A 13,637-nucleotide genomic window follows, 5' to 3' on the forward strand; every position below is an offset into this window, starting at 1 on the left:
GGAACGGACCCCCACCGTTCGCGCTGAGCCTGTCGAAGCGCCGGACTCGACCCGAACCCCTCGCACTGACCCTGTCCAAGCACCGGAACGGACCCCCACCGTTCGCGCTGAGCCTGTCGAAGCGCCGGACAAGACCCCCACCGTTCGCGCTGAGCCTGTCGAAGCGCCGGAAGACAATGCCCGGTCTTCGCCGCACCGCACGTCCATGACCGCCATCGCCGATCCCGCCCCCCTGCACTCGCTGCCATTGCTTGGCCAAGGCAAGGTGCGCGACAACTACGCCGTCGGCAGCGACCGCATCCTCATGGTGGCCAGCGACCGCCTGAGCGCCTTCGACGTGGTGATGAAGGCGCCGGTGCCGGGCAAGGGCGCGCTGCTCACGCAGATGGCGCTGGCCTGGTTCGCCCACCTCGAAGGCATCGTGCCCAACCACCTGACGGGCGAGCCGCCCGAGAGCGTGGTGCAGCCCGACGAGGTGCCGCGGGTGGCGGGGCGCAGCATGCTGGTCAAGCGCCTCGTGCCGCTGCCCTGCGAGGCCGTGGTGCGCGGCTACGTGGCGGGCTCGGGCTGGAAAGAGTACGCCAAGAGCGGCACCGTCTGCGGCCAGCCGCTGCCGCCGGGGCTGACCATGACCACGCCGCTGGCCGAGCCCATCTTCACGCCCGCCACCAAGGCCGCGGTGGGCGACCACGACGAGAACATCTCGTTTTCGCAGCTCGAGGCGCTGATCGGCGCGCCGCGCGCGGCCGAGCTGCGCGACGCCGCCATCCGCCTGTACAAGGCCGCGGCGGCCTATGCCCGGACGCGCGGCCTCGTCGTGGCCGACACCAAGTTCGAGTTCGGGCTGGACTTCACCAACAGCGAACACGGCACGCTCACGCTGATGGACGAGGTGCTCACGCCCGACTCCAGCCGTTTCTGGCTGGCCGATGCGCTGGCCCAGGGCCGCATCGAGGCGCTGGACAAGCAGCCGCTGCGCGACTGGCTGGCCGGCATCGGCGTGGCCGGCGGGTCTGAGCAGGCGGCGCTGGACCTGCCGCCCGACGTGAGTGCCGGCGTGATGGAGCGCTACGGGCGCGCGATGCACATGTTGTGGGGCGGGGAGGAGTGATGACCGTGACGCCATCGCTGAACCACCTGCGCCAGCACCGCTACTCCGCGCTGCGGCCGGGCCCGAAGCTCATCGTCACCGGCGCCGTGCACGGCAACGAGACCGCCGGCACGCGCGGCATCGAGCGCGTGATCGGCGAGATCGAGCGCGGCGAGATCGACATCGTGCGCGGCAGCGTCACCTTCGTGCCGGTGTGCAACCCGCTGGCCTACCGCGAGAAGCGGCGCATGGGCGAGCGCAACCTCAACCGGCGCCTCCTGCCCACGGCCACGCCGCAGGACTACGAGGACCGCCTGGCCCGCGTGCTGTGCCCGCTGCTGGCCGAGCACGAGGTGCTGCTCGATCTGCACAGCTTCCGCAGCCCCGGCCGCCCTTTCGTGATGTGTGGCCCGGCCGACAACGACGGCGTGCTGGAGCCCTTCGCGCACGCCGCGGCCGAGGCGCGGCTGGCGGCGCACGTGGGCGTGAGCCGCGTCGTCGAGGGCTGGATGTCCGCCTACGCCGACGGCGTGGCGCGCCGCAAGGCGCGGGGGCTCACGCCCGGCGCCGTGCACGAAGACCCGAGCTACGGCGTCGGCACCACCGAGTGGATGCGCTCGCAGGGCGGCTGGGGTGTCACGCTGGAATGCGGCCAGCACGAGGACCCCGCCGCGCCCGGTGTGGCCCACCACGCCATCCGGCAGACGCTGGCGCTGCTGGGCATCGCCGAGGGCCTCGCGCTCGCGCCGCCGCAGCGGCCTTTCGAGTGCCTGCGCCTGGTGGAGGTGATCGACCGCCACGACGCCGCCGACCGCTTTGCCAAGGCCTGGACGAGCTTCGACGCGCTGCGCGAGGGCGAGCTCATCGCCGTGCGCGCCGACGGCAGCGAGCTGCGCGCCCCGCGCGAGGGCTGCATCGTGTTCCCCGACGTCGGCGCGCTGCCGGGGCACGAGTGGTACTACTGGGCGCAGGCCAGCGAGCGGGCGCTGTAGCCGCGGGTCCGCCCCCATGCCCGAAACCCTTGCCGTGCCGCGCCGGCCCTGGCCGGTGGCGCAATCGCCGCGCCGCGACGCCTTTGCCTTCTACCGCGGCTTCAGCCAGCCCTTCTTCAGCGTCTGCGTCGCCATCGACGTGACGGCGCTGAAGCCCGCGCTGCGCGAGGCCGGCCTGGGCAGCCTGACGCTGGCCACGCACTTCGTGGCCTTGCGCCTGGCCCAGCGGCTGGAGCCCTGGCGCGCGCGGCTGGACGCCCTCGACGCCGATGCGCAGCCCTGGCTCTACGACAGCGTGCACGCCAGCACCACGGTGCTGCGCCCCGACGGCAGCTTCGGTTTTGCCACGCTGCGGCACGCGCCGCGCTTTGCCGACTTCTGCCGCGACGGCGCCGCCGCGCTGGCCGCCGCGCGGGCTGCGGCGCAGGCCTTCGTGCCGCTGAACGACGAGCTGGCGCTCATCCACTGCACCACGCTGCCCTGGCTGCACTTCACGCAGTTCTCGCACGCGCGGCAGGTGGGCCCGGACGGTGCCCGCGACAGCTGCCCCAAGCTGGCCTTCGGCCGCATCGACACGGGCGCCGATGGCGTGGCGCGGCTGCCGCTGGCCATCGACGCCCACCACGCGCTGATGGACGGCCGCGACGTGGGCGAGTTCGTCGAAGGCTACGAGGCCGCGATGCGCGCGCCGCGCGGGTGGATCGACGGTGGCGAGCTGCCGCGCTGACGCCGATCACCGCAGCCGCAGCGCGCCAGAACCCTTTCAAACCGCCGATCGGGCCGAGAGCCTGAGAGTCTGTCGAAGCCCCGCGCTCGATGCACCGAACGGCAAAGGGCCGCGCGGGGGTGGGCCGGGGAGCGTCAGCGGCCGTTCAGCGGCGCTCGCGGTCGGCGCGGGCCTGCGCCAGCAAGGCGTCGAGCGCGGCCTCGGACAGGCCCTTGAGCGCGCCGAAGTTGGCCTTCGACAGCGGGCTCTGCTCGAAGGTGCGCAGCAGCTGCGCGCGCTGGCGGCGCGCCTCGGCCTCGGCGGCCTGCTCGGGCGTGAGTGGCACGGCGGGGGCGGCGTCTGGCCGCGGCAGGTGCTCGTCGCGCGCGGGGCGCGGCGGGCGGTCGGGGCGGGGGCCGGCAAAGGGCCGGTCCTGGCGATCCGGGCGGCCTGGCCGATCGCCACGGGGCGGTCGATCGGGGCGGCCCTGGCCCTCGGGCCGCGGCGGCCGCGGCGGGCGGCGCTCGCCTTCGGCGCGCGGGGGCTGGCCCGCACCCGCGGGCCCGGGCGGACGCGGGCCACGGGGCGGTCGGTCGGGGCGTGGAGGGCGTGGTCCGCGCTCGGGGCCGGGGGCGCCAGGGGCGGCAACGTCCTGCGGCGGGCGCGGCGGGCGGGCGGCCTCGCGCGCGGCGCGGGCGGCGGCGCGGCCGGCTTCCTTCTTGGCCTCGACGATGGCGCGGCGCCGCTCCACCTCCACGCGCGCGGCCTCCTTGTGCTCGGGCGCGATCTCGCCGGCCGGCTGGCCGTCGAGGTCGAAGCGCGATTCCGCCGCCAGCAGCGCGCGCAGGTAGGCGCTGCCGGTGGTGTGGCGGTGCAGAAACAGCGACAGCGCCTTCTTCGTGAACACGCCGGGCGTGCGCTGCTGGATGTCGGCCTGGATGCGCAGCTTCACGGGCTTGACGACGCCAGGCCCGAACAGCGCCGGAAACTGCTCAGCCATCTGCCGTGCGGTGTCGGCCAGCGAGGGCTCGGAACGGGGCGAAGCGGGCGTGCCCGCGTCGGCCGAGGGGGCCGCTTCGAAGGGCCCTTCGGTCGGTGCTTCGGTGGGTGTTTCGGTGGGTGCTCCGGTGGGTGCTCCGGCAGGCTCTTCGGCAGCCGATTCGGCGCCTGGCGCTGCGGCGGCATCGCCATCGGCAGGCGCAGCCGGCACCTCGTTCACGCCCGGCATGCCAGGCTCCGCCACGGCTGCCGCACCGGCCTCGGGCGGCGCTGAAGCCGTGGCTTCGGCAGCAGGCGCCGCCACGCTTGGTGCGTCGGGGGTCGGCGCCGTCTCGGCGGCGTTCGGGGGCGTGGGATCCGCCGGGGTGGGGGTGGGATCGTGCATGGCGCGCGGGGGTGGAGGGCCGCGTATTCTCGGCCCATGCGCGCCCCTGCTGCCGGCCCCGGCCCCGACATTCCGCTCGACATCGCCGTGGTCGGCGCCGGCATCGCCGGCCTGGCGGCGGCCTGGATGCTGGCGCAGCGCCACCGTGTGACGCTGTACGAGCGGCTGCCGGCCCTGGGCTTCACGGCCGCCAGCGTGGCCGTGCACGGCCAGCGCGCCGACGTGCCGCTGCGCGTGTTCTACCCCGGCTACTACCCCCTGCTCACCCGGCTGTATGCGGCGCTGGGCGTGGCCAGCGAGCCGGTGAGCTACGCCACCACCTTCAGCGGCGCCGACGGCGAGCCCTACTTTCGCTGGCGCAACCTGCGCTGGGGCAGCCGCAGCTGGCCGCTGGTGGCCCCGCACGACCTGCTCGGCGCGCGGGCCCGCCGCATCGTCTTCGGGGCGCTGGCGCTGCAGCGCCGGCTGCGCGCCGCCGCTGCGGCCGGTGCGCTCGACGGCGCCACCATCGGCGAGTTCGTCGAGGCCGAGCGCATCGACCGCGACTGCACCGAGGGCCTGCTGTGGCCGGCGCTGGCCACCATCGCCACCTGCACCACGGCCGACGCGCGGGCCGTGCCGGCGGCCGTGGTGGCCGGCTACTGGGGCGCGGGCCTGGCGCGCGACAGCGTGCGCCGTGCCGTGCACGGCGCCGACGAGGTGGCCGCGCGCCTGGTGCAGCCGCTGTCGCGCGTGGTCTGCGACGCCGGCATCGAGCGTGTCGAGGCCGACACGGCAGGTGTGCGGCTGCACCGCCGCGGCGGCATCGAGGAGCGCTTCGACCACGTCGTGCTGGCCACGCACGCCGCGCAGGCGCTGCAGCTGTGGCCCGGCGCGCCGGCCGACGAGGCGGCGCTGCTGGCGCGTTTCCGCACGCGCGCGCTGACCGTGCTGATGCACCGCGACGACGGGCTGATGCCGCGCCGCCGCCACCACTGGAGCCCCGTGCACGCGCACGTCGACCCCGCCGCCGAGCGGCCCGAGAGCACGATCTGGCTCAACGCCGTGCAGCCGTCGCTGCGGTCGGCCCCGGCCTTGTTCCAGACCGTGCAGCCCCGGCGCGAGCCGCGTGCGGGCACGCTGCTGGCCGAGGCGCGTTTCGAACGGCCGCTGCTCAGCCTGGACAGCCAGGCGGCGCTGGCGGCGCTGCGCGGCATCTGGCAGCGCACGGCGGCGCAGCGCCGCGTCTGGCTGGCCGGCAGCTACGCCGAGACCGGCGTGCCGCTCTTGGAGAGCGCCGTGCGCTCGTCGCTGGCCGTGGCCGTGGCGCTGGGCGTGGCCGCGCCGCTGAGCAGGGCGTAGCCCAGGCCGGCGGCGCGGCAGGGGCCGATCAGCCGCGCCGTCAGCGCCACGCGCCGCCAGTCCGGATGCAGCCCGGTGTGCGCCAGGCGCAGGCCCTGCGCGTGCACGTAGCGCGCAAAACCCCCGAGCACGGGTTCATCCAGCGCCTGCGCCTGCACGGCGCCGAAGCCAGCGGCGTGCAGGCGCGCCACTTGCGCCGGCAGCGGCAGCAACTCGGCCAGGGGCACCTGCGCCAGTGCCGCGGCGCCGCGCAGCAGCAGCCGCCAGCCGGCCCGGCGCGGCGGGCCCAGCGTGAGGTCGGTCAGCGCAAGGCGGCCGCCCGGGCGCAGCAGCGCGCGCACGGCGCGCAGGAAGGGGCCGCGCGGGGCCAGGTGGTAAGCGGCGTCGACGCAGACGACGCGGTCAAACGGCGGCCCCAGGGCGGGGTCGCCCTCGGCGGCGCGCTGCGCCAGCGTGGCCAGCCCGGTGGCGTCGCCCGCCAGCACCTGCACCCGCGTGCCCGCCGGCAGCATGCTGCGCCCCAGCCGCTCGCGCGCGGCGTCCACGAGCGTGGCATCCTGCTCGAGGCCGCAGACCTCGGCGGCGCCGAAGGCCTGCACCCACAGCAGCAGCTCGTCGCCGGCACCGCAGCCCAGGCTCAGCACCCGCTCGCCGGGCTGGATGCCGGCGGCCTGGCCCACCGCCCGGGCCAGCGACTCGCAGGCCTGGGCATAGTCGTCGCCACCCTCCTGCCACAGCCCCAGGCTGCCCCAGGTGCCGGGCCCGCCCCCGCGGTGCAGCAGCGCGCGCTCGGCCGTCGGCATCAGCGGTACAGCCGGGCCAGCGCCTGGGGGCTGTCGCCGCGCCAGTAGCGCCAGCGCAGCAGCCACATCAGAAGGATGGTCCGCCACACGCCGTGCTTCTGCCAACGCCGCCCCGAGGTGGCCACGCGCTCGCGCAGGCAGGCCGGACGGCCGGCGCCGGGCAGCGCCTTCAGGCGCCGGCAGAGCTCGACGTCTTCCATCAGCGGCTGGTCGGCATAACCGCGCAGTTGCCCGAACAGCGCCCGCCGCACGAAGATCGCCTGGTCGCCGGTGGCGATGCCCGTCAGGCGCGAGCGCAGGTTCATCAGCGTGGCGATGACGGGAAACATCGCGCTGCCGCCGCGGCCTTCGCCAACGATGCGCACGTCGAAGCGGCCCCAGTGTGCGCCGCGCGCCAGCGCCTGCCGCAGCAGCGCATCGGCCTGCGGCGGCAACCGGGTGTCGGCATGCAGGAACAGCAGCAGCTCGCCGGATGCCGCCGCGGCACCGGCGTTCATCTGGCGCGCGCGGCCCCGCGGCGCGGCGATCACGCGGTCGGCGAGCGCTGCGGCCAGGGCCGGCGTGCCGTCGCTGCTGCCGCCGTCGGCGACGATCAGCTCGTGGCCCGCCTGCCGCAAGGGCGCCAGCGCGGCCAGCGCGGCGGCGATGCCGGCGGCCTCGTCCAGCACCGGCATCACCACCGAGATCTTCACGCCGGGGTGGCCGGCAGCCGCAGCGGCAGCTCGCGCAGCCGGACGCCCGTGAGGGCAGCCACGGCGGCGGCCACCGCCGGCGCCAGCGGCGGCACGCCGGGCTCGCCCACGCCCTCGGGGTGGCGCAGCGCCGAGTCGACGATCTCCACCTCCACCACCGGCGCCTCGCCCATGCGCACCAGCGGCTGGTCGAGAAAGTGCGTCTGCTGCACGCGCCCCTGGGCCACCGTGATGCCGCCGTGCAGCGCTGCGCTGAGCGCGAAGACCACCGAGCCTTCGAGCTGCTGGCGCACGAGCTTGGGGTTGACCGCAACGCCGCAGTCGATGGCCGCCACCACGCGGTGCACGCGGATGCGGCGCGCGGCCTCGGCCTCCCCGCGCGCCACCGACACGGTGGCCACCATCGCCACCACGCTGCCGAAGCTGGCGTGCAGGGCCACGCCGCGGGCGGTGGGTGCGCCGTCGGGCGCCGGCGGCGAGGGCGTGCCCCAGCCGGCGGCGGCGGCGGCGCGGTCGAGAACCGCGCGGTGGCGCGGCTGCGCCGCCAGCAGGTCGCGGCGGAAGGCCACCGGGTCGGCGCCGGCCGCGGCCGCGCACTCGTCGATGAAGCCCTCGGTGAAGAAGCCCATGTGCGAGTGGCCCACCGAGCGCCAGAAGCCCACCGGCACGGCCGCTTGCACCGGCGTGTGGCGCATGCGCGCCGCCGGCCAGGCGTAGACGGGGTCGAAGCCGCCTTCGGCGCTGAGCTTGTCGCGCACCACGCCCAGGCCGTTGAGCGCGCCGAGCGGCCCCAAGGCCCGGGCCAGTTCGCCCTGGCCTTGCGCCATTGTCGGCATCACGGCGGCGCCCCCCCGGAAGCGCGCCATCACGGCCGGGGTCAGCAGCGGTCCGGCGGCGTGGTGGTCCCAGGCCACGAGACGGCCCTGGGCATCGAAGCCGGCACGCAGCCGCGCCACGCAGGCCGGCCGGTAGAAGTCGTGCTGCGTGTCCTGTGCGCGGCTCCACAGCACCTGCACCGGCACGCCCGGCAGCGCCTGCGCCACCCGCGCGGCCTGCTCGATGAAGTCGACGTCGAGCCGGCGCCCGAAGCCGCCCCCGGCGAGCGTGACGTTCACCGTCACCGCCTCGGCCGGCAGGCCCAGCGCCCGCGCCACCGCGCCGCGGGCCAGGTCGGGCGCCTGGGTCGGCGCCCACACGGTGGCGCGGCCCTCGTCCACGCGCACCGTGGCGTTGGCCGGCTCCAGCACCTGGTGCGCGAGGAAAGGCGCGCGGTAGGTGGCCTCGATGCGGCGTGCGGCGCCGGCCAGCGCGGCCTCGACGTCGCCACGCTCCAGGTAGGCGAAGGGGGTGTCGGGCGCGTCCGGGGCCAGCGCGGCCTCGCAGGCCTGCTGCAGGGCGGCGCTGTCGGCGATGCCCGGCCCCGTGCCCTCGTCCCACTGCACCTGCAGCGCCTGCGCCGCCTGCATCGCCTGCCAGGTGGTGTCGGCGATCACGGCCACGCCGCCGGGCCCGCCCGTGGCCGGGGGCTCGAAGCGCACGACGGCGCGCACGCCGGGCAGCGCCCGGGCGGCGCTGTCATCGACGCTGCGCACGCGGCCGGCCAGCGTGGGCGGCAGCGCCAGCGCGGCGTGGGCCAGGCCGGGCTGGCGCACGTCGATGCCGTAGCGGGCCTGCCCGCTGGACAGCGCGGCGGCGTCCAGCCGCGGCAGGGCGCGGCCGATCAGGCGCCACTCGGCGGCGGGGCGCGGCTGCGGCTCGTCGGGCAGGGGCCGTGCCGCCGCCGCCGCGGCCAGCTCGCCGAAGCGCAGGGTGCGGCCGCTGGCGGCGTGGTGCAGGCGGCCGTCGGCCAGGCTCACCGCGCCCGGTGCGACGCCCCAGCGCGCGGCGGCCTCGGCCTGCAGCATCTGCCGCGCCGCCGCGCCAGCCAGGCGCAGCGGCACCCACAGATCCTTGAGCGAGCTGGAGCCGCCGGTGAGCATGGGCGCGGCCTCGCGCATGATCTTGGCCACCAGGTGCTCGGTGACGCGGCGCAGCACCGATTCGTCGTCGGGCAGGAAGGGCAGCGAGTCGACCACCGTGCTGAGGTTGCCGTAGATCGCGTCGATGGGCGCGGGCGCGATGGCGATGCGCTCCAGGCCGACGCCCAGCTCCTCGGCCAGCAGCATGGCCAGGCCCGTGTGCACGCCCTGGCCCATCTCCGTCTTGGGGCACACGAGGTGCACGCGGTCGTCCTCGCCGATGCGCACCCAGCCGTTGAAGGCGTGGCGGCCCGGCTCGGGCGGCAGCGGCTCGGCGCCCACCAGGCGCTGGCGCACCGGCAGCAGGGCCCAGCCGACGGCGAGTGCGCCGGCCACGGCCAGCGGGGCGAGCACAAGATGACGGCGCTTCATGGACCGCGAGCTTAAGGCGGGCGACGAAGGCCCGCCGCAGCGCGATCGGCGGCCGGCGGGTAATCTTCGGCCTCCCGCATCGACGGGAGCTCCCTCCGCGCGCCATGACACTCATCGACCGACTGAACGCCCTCGGCGCCGACCGCCTGCGCGGCCTGCGCCGCGGCGTCGAGAAGGAAAGCCTGCGCGCCCGCGACACCGGCGGCCTGGCGCGCACGCCGCACCCCACCGGCCTGGGCGCGCCGCTCACCCACCCGAACGTCACCACCGACTACAGCGAGAGCCAGCTCGAGCTGATCACCGGCGTGCACGCCACGCCCGAGGGCGCGGTGGCCGAGCTCGAGCGCATCCACCGCCACGTCTACGAGGTGCTCGAGACCGAGCCGGGCCGCGACGGCAACGAGATCCTCTGGGTCGGCAGCATGCCCTGCGGCCTGCCGCCCGACGAGAACATCCCCATCGGCAGCTATGGCAGCAGCCACATCGCGCGCGCCAAGAGCGTCTACCGCATGGGCCTGGGCCACCGCTACGGCCGCCGCATGCAGACCATCAGCGGCATCCACTACAACTGGTCGCTGCCGGGCCTGGGCAACGACGAGCACTTCGCGCTCATCCGCAACTTCCGCCGCCAGAGCTTCCTGCTGCTGTGGCTGTTCGGCGCCAGCCCGGCGGTGTGCGAATGCTTCGTGGCCGGCCGCCCGCACGACCTGCTGGCGCTGGAGCCGGGCACCTTCTACCGCCCGCACGCCACCAGCCTGCGCATGGGCCGGCTGGGCTACCAGAGCGAGGCGCAGGCCAGCCTGGCCGTGAGCTACAACGGCCTGGAGGGCTACGCGCACTCGCTGCACGGCGCGCTCACGCAGCCCTACCCGGCCTACGAGGCCATCGGCATCAAGAACCTCGGCGGCGAGTACAACCAGCTCGCCACGACGCTGCTGCAGATCGAGAACGAGTTCTACGGCACCATCCGCCCCAAGCGCGTGATCCACCCCGGCGAGCGCCCGCTGCACGCGCTGCGCGAGCGCGGCGTCGAGTACGTCGAGGTGCGCTGCATGGATCTCGACCCGTTCGAGCCGGTCGGCATCAACGCCGGCACCATGCGCTTCCTTGATGTCTTCCTGCTGCACTGCCTGCTGGCCGACAGCCCGCCCGACACGCCCGACGAGATCGCGGCGCTGGGCCGCAACCAGCACCGCACGGCGGCCTTCGGGCGCGAGCCGGGCCTGAAGCTCGAACGCGGCGGCCGCGAGGAGACGCTCGTCGAGTGGGCGGCGGAGATCCTGGCGCAGTGCCAGCCGATCGCGCAGGCGCTCGATGCGCTGCAGGGCGGCACGCTCCACGCGCAGCAGCTTGCCGCGGCGCAGGCGGCGCTGGCCGCGCCCGACACGCTGCCCTCGGCGCGCGCGCTGGCCACCATGAGGGCCGACTTCGGCGGCAGCCACGCCCGCTACACCCAGGCGCAAAGCCTGCAGACGCGATCGCACTTCCGCGCCCGGCCGCTGACGGCCGAGGAGCGCGAACGCTGCACGGCCGAGGCGCGCGCCTCGGTGGAACGGCGCATCGCCATCGAACGCGCCGACACCGGCGACTTCGAGAGCTGGCGCCGGGCCTATCTGGCGCCGGAGCGGCTGCTGGCGTGAAGCGGCCGGGTTCCGTGTTACACGGAACCCGTGTAGCATCGTCGCCATGGCCAACCTCACCCTCGCCATCGACGATGAACTGCTGCGCAGCGCCCGTGTGAAGGCCGTGCAGCAGGGCACCAGCGTCAACGACATCTGCCGCGAGGCCATCGAACGCTTCGCGGCGGATGGCGTGGCCGACGACTTCCTGCGCGAGCTGCGCGCCGTGGCCGCGCGGGGCCGGCGCCGGGCCCGCGCGGCGCCTGAACCGTCGCCGCGCGATGCGCTGATGGACGAGGCCCTGCACGAGCGTCTGCCCACGCTGATGGCCGGCCGCTGAAGCCGCGATGCGCCCCTTTGTCGACACGAGCGTCGTCGTCTACGCCCTCACCGACCAGGATCCGCGCAAGCAGGCTGTTTCCCAGCGCCTGCTGGCCGAACGCGGCGCCGCCCGGCCCAGCCTGAGCACCCAGGTGCTGGCCGAGACCTACGCTGTGCTCACGCGCAAGCAGCGCTGGGCGGCCGACGACGCCCTGGCAGCCGTCACGCTGCTGAAGAGCCTGCGTGTGGTGGCGCTGACGCCCGAGAACCAGATCGAGGCCCTGCGCCTGGCCGTGGCGCACCGGCTGTCGGGCTGGGATGCGATGGTCGTGCAGGCCGCGCTGCAGGCGGGCTGCGACGTGCTGTTCAGCGAAGACCTCCAGCCCGGCCGGCGATTCGGCAGCCTGGAGATCGTGAACCCGTTCGCGCCGCAGCCCCGCGAAGCCGCCGCCGTCCCGTCCAGAAGCCGCCGAAGCGCCAGGCGCAGCTGACGCGACGTGAGCGTTCAGCTGTCCCATCTTGGATGGGGATTTGGGAGACCTGACCCCGGTTCGCTTCGGATCAGAGAGTGAGCAGAAGCCAAGATTGATCTTGAGCGCGATATGTATGTCGAGCATCGATTTTGCGCAACCAAGATCGTTCGAACACATAATCGCTCGATGGAAGCGCCCCAAGAACCGAACGATCCCATCGGTGCTGCCTGGTTCGTTCAGCGCCATGCCTTCCAGCTGGTCATGCCGCTGGCCGTCGCAAGTCGCATCGGCGGACGAAGGTCGACCCATGCCGGCCGGCCGACAACCGTCGAGACCTACGTCGAGTCCATGCGTCCGGCCCAGACGCTGCGCGGTCACCTGACATTTCACCTCAAGCACGAGGCCCCGCACTTCGAGTTGCTCTCCAGGCTCTTCGCATCCTGCGACGCTGGCGAGATCGCCGCCTGGGTGGCCGACGAACCGACCGGGCAGTACGCAAGGCGAGCCGCCTTCCTCTACGAGTTCTTCACCGGACACGAGTTGCCTGTGCCGCCCGGCATCGGCGGCGGCTACCACGATGCGATCAGTGCACAGGATCTCGTGGCCGCGAGTCCGGAGCAGGCCGAAATCAACAAGCGTTGGCGCATCCGCGACAACATGCCGGGCACGCGGGCCTTCTGCCCGATGATCGTCAAGGCGCAGGTGGGCGCCGCTGCGCTCGGGCTCGACGTGCGGGCTCTCATCCACGATCTCGAGGTCGAGTTCGGCGAAGAGCTTCTTCTTCGTTCGGCCGTCTGGATGACCCTGCGCGAAAGCCGCGCCAGCTTCGAGATCGAAGGCGAGGCGGACAAGACCGACCGGATCCAGCGGTTTGCGGACGTATTGGCACGTCGGACCGGGCAGGGAGATGGCCTGCCGCTGGACGCCACCTCCCTGGCCGAACTTCAGCGTGAGATCCTGGGCGCCCGCACGACAGTCCGAAGTTTTGGACTGCGGCGATCACCCGTCTTCGTCGGCGAAGTGGTCCGCTACCAGGAGGTCGTCCACTACGCCGCACCGCCGCCGGAAGATCTCGCGGCCATGCTGGCCGGCCTGCAGACCTTCCTCGACAGGACTCGCGGGCAGTCGCCGGTGATGCGCAGCGCAGTGGCGGCCTTCGGCTTTGTCTACATCCATCCGCTGGCCGACGGCAACGGCCGCGTCCACCGCTTCCTGGTCAACGATGTCCTGCGTCGGGACGGCGTGGTCCAGGAGCCCATGATCCTGCCGGTGTCCTCGCTCATCGCCAGCGACGCTTCGGAGCGCCGCGCGTACGACCGGATCCTCGACGTCGTCTCCCGGCCGCTGATGCGAACACTCAGCGAGACCTACCGTTTCGCCGAGACCGCGACGGCCTACCCCGACGGCATCGCGTCGAACTTCGTCTTCGACGGCGCGGACTCTGCCCGCCATGCGTGGCGGTACCTCGATCTGAGCCAGCACGTCGCGTACATGGCCGATGTCGTTCAGCGCACCGTGCGGGAGGACATGCTCGAGGAGTCCCGCTACCTGCGCAGCCATGGGCGGGCCCGCATCGCGATCAAGGAGATCGTGGAGATGCCGGATCTGCAGATCGATCGGGTCATCCGCTCGGTCCAGAACAACCGGGGCGAACTCAGCGGGGCGCTGCGCCGGGAACTGCCGATCTTCGAAGACCCCGTGCTCTGGGCGGCCGTTGTCGAGGCGGTTCATCGGTCCTTCGAGCACGGTCCGAAGAGCGATGCGGCGGACAAGTACGCTGGGGCCGGCTGAGGTTTGGCCCCGCAGGGGTCCGTTCTGGATGTCGC

At 74.3% G+C, this 13,637-nt stretch carries 12 protein-coding genes; 8 read left to right on the forward strand and 4 right to left on the reverse strand.

Annotation, left to right across the window (positions count from 1 at the left end; translation table 11 throughout):
• The first annotated feature begins 205 nt into the window (after window positions 1–205).
• From KA711_05555 to KA711_05565, 3 genes are read left to right on the forward strand one after another with little or no spacing between them, the layout of a single operon-like run.
• Window positions 206–1,111: a phosphoribosylaminoimidazolesuccinocarboxamide synthase gene (locus tag KA711_05555; GenBank protein ID MCM0608451.1), complete on the forward strand. Its 906-nt coding sequence runs from the start codon at window positions 206–208 to the stop codon at window positions 1,109–1,111.
• Entirely contained in the window at window positions 1,108–2,082 is a 975-nt protein-coding gene (locus KA711_05560; GenBank protein MCM0608452.1) for a succinylglutamate desuccinylase/aspartoacylase family protein, read from the forward strand. Before KA711_05555 ends, KA711_05560 begins: the two co-directional genes overlap by 4 nt.
• Before the next feature lie 16 nt (window positions 2,083–2,098).
• A complete protein-coding gene (locus tag KA711_05565) occupies window positions 2,099–2,809 on the forward strand; it encodes a hypothetical protein (GenBank protein ID MCM0608453.1) in 711 nt (236 codons plus the stop codon).
• Between the two features lie 145 nt (window positions 2,810–2,954).
• Here the strand turns inward: KA711_05565 and KA711_05570 are convergent, their stop codons facing one another.
• Entirely contained in the window at window positions 2,955–4,172 is a 1,218-nt protein-coding gene (locus KA711_05570; protein MCM0608454.1) for a ProQ/FinO family protein, read from the reverse strand.
• Between the two features lie 36 nt (window positions 4,173–4,208).
• Here KA711_05570 and KA711_05575 point away from each other — a divergent pair, with 36 nt between their 5' ends.
• A complete protein-coding gene (locus KA711_05575; GenBank protein MCM0608455.1) occupies window positions 4,209–5,513 on the forward strand; it encodes an NAD(P)-binding protein in 1,305 nt (434 codons plus the stop codon).
• On the opposite strand, the gene KA711_05580 is transcribed toward KA711_05575, so the two are convergent.
• Genes KA711_05580 through KA711_05590 form a run of 3 tightly spaced genes read right to left on the reverse strand, consistent with a single transcriptional unit; the run spans window position 5,414 to window position 9,398 of the window.
• On the reverse strand, window positions 5,414–6,316 hold the full coding sequence (locus KA711_05580; protein MCM0608456.1) for a class I SAM-dependent methyltransferase: 903 nt from the start codon (window positions 6,314–6,316) through the stop codon (window positions 5,414–5,416). The two genes, KA711_05575 and KA711_05580, sit on opposite strands and share 100 nt — an antisense overlap.
• On the reverse strand, window positions 6,316–6,990 hold the full coding sequence (locus KA711_05585) for a TIGR04283 family arsenosugar biosynthesis glycosyltransferase (protein ID MCM0608457.1): 675 nt from the start codon (window positions 6,988–6,990) through the stop codon (window positions 6,316–6,318). Before KA711_05585 ends, KA711_05580 begins: the two co-directional genes overlap by 1 nt.
• A gap of 14 nt (window positions 6,991–7,004) precedes the next feature.
• Window positions 7,005–9,398, reverse strand: coding sequence for a xanthine dehydrogenase family protein molybdopterin-binding subunit (locus KA711_05590; protein ID MCM0608458.1), 2,394 nt, complete (start codon window positions 9,396–9,398; stop codon window positions 7,005–7,007).
• Window positions 9,399–9,502: 104 nt separating this feature from the next.
• Between KA711_05590 and gshA the strand changes: the two genes are divergently transcribed.
• From gshA to KA711_05610, 4 genes are all read left to right on the forward strand, one after another.
• On the forward strand, window positions 9,503–11,038 hold the full coding sequence (gene gshA, locus KA711_05595; protein ID MCM0608459.1) for a glutamate--cysteine ligase: 1,536 nt from the start codon (window positions 9,503–9,505) through the stop codon (window positions 11,036–11,038).
• 46 nt (window positions 11,039–11,084) lie between these two features.
• Window positions 11,085–11,357 (forward strand): hypothetical protein, encoded by a 273-nt coding sequence (locus tag KA711_05600; protein ID MCM0608460.1) that lies wholly within the window; start codon window positions 11,085–11,087, stop codon window positions 11,355–11,357.
• Between the two features lie 7 nt (window positions 11,358–11,364).
• Window positions 11,365–11,829 (forward strand): PIN domain-containing protein, encoded by a 465-nt coding sequence (locus KA711_05605; GenBank protein MCM0608461.1) that lies wholly within the window; start codon window positions 11,365–11,367, stop codon window positions 11,827–11,829.
• A gap of 168 nt (window positions 11,830–11,997) precedes the next feature.
• Complete coding sequence (locus KA711_05610) at window positions 11,998–13,602, forward strand: Fic family protein (GenBank protein ID MCM0608462.1); 1,605 nt, start codon at window positions 11,998–12,000, stop codon at window positions 13,600–13,602.
• Window positions 13,603–13,637 lie beyond the last annotated feature (35 nt).

The sequence above is a fragment of the Ideonella sp. WA131b genome (genome assembly GCA_023657425.1).
Lineage (GTDB): Bacteria > Pseudomonadota > Gammaproteobacteria > Burkholderiales > Burkholderiaceae_C > Rubrivivax.